The organism is Streptomyces sp. WAC05292 (assembly GCF_003949955.1).
GTDB lineage: Bacteria > Actinomycetota > Actinomycetes > Streptomycetales > Streptomycetaceae > Streptomyces > Streptomyces globosus.
In genome coordinates this window covers 1-734 of record NZ_RPSE01000836.1, presented here as the reverse complement: position 1 = coordinate 734, position 734 = coordinate 1, and the positions used below count along the sequence as shown (strand labels likewise).

Sequence of the window (734 nt, the reverse complement as noted above, 5' to 3'; positions counted from 1 at the left end):
CCTTCCGGCTTCCGCCTTCCGGCTTCCGCCTTCCGGCTTCCGGCCCTCGCCCCCTACTCCCCCAGCCGGGTCTCCGCCTCGGCCAGGATTTCCGTCAGCCGGACCCCAAACCCCGCGTCGCACGCATGCGGCGTGCCCGTGCGGGCTGCCGTCAGCAGTGCGTCCACGGCTCGGCCGTAAGCGCCCGGGACGTCCGTCCAGTTGGGCAGGGCGTGGACGCCCTCGGCGCCGCGGAGTTCCAGGCCCACCCCCGCGGCCGCCACCGGGGCGCCCAGGCTGAGGACCGCGGTGCTCGCCGCGCCGGAGGCGTGGCGCAGTGCCAGTTGGACCACGTCGGACGGTCCGCGCGTCGCCGTTACGGCGGTGACGTCGCCCAGGACGGGGACAAGGACGGACAGGACGTGCGGGCCGACGTCCCACAGTCCCCCCTTGTCCTTGCGCCACGGAGAGTCCGCGTACGCGCTGGGCGCGCCGTCGGGCGGGAAGACGGCGCCCAGCCAGTGTGCGGCCGCGGTGAACCACCCGGTGCGACCGGTCTGCTCGCGCACCCAGGCGGCAGCCGGCTCGGCGAAGCGGAGGGTGAGGAAGACGACGGAGGCGACGCCGTGCCGGTCGGCGGCGTCGGCGACGGCCCGCGCGTCGGCGACGGTCGTGGCGACGGGCTTGTCGAGCAGCAGGTGGCAGCCGGCGGCGGCGGCGCGGACGGCGAGGGGGGCCTGGACGTCGGGCGGGAG

1 protein-coding gene is annotated in these 734 nt (G+C 76.7%); it reads right to left on the bottom strand.

The features are described 5' to 3' along the window. Positions 1 to 53: 53 nt before the first annotated feature. Positions 54 to 734, bottom strand: a 681-nt coding sequence (locus EF903_RS33305; RefSeq protein WP_125548600.1) for a Gfo/Idh/MocA family oxidoreductase, incomplete at its 5' end; no start/stop codon positions are given.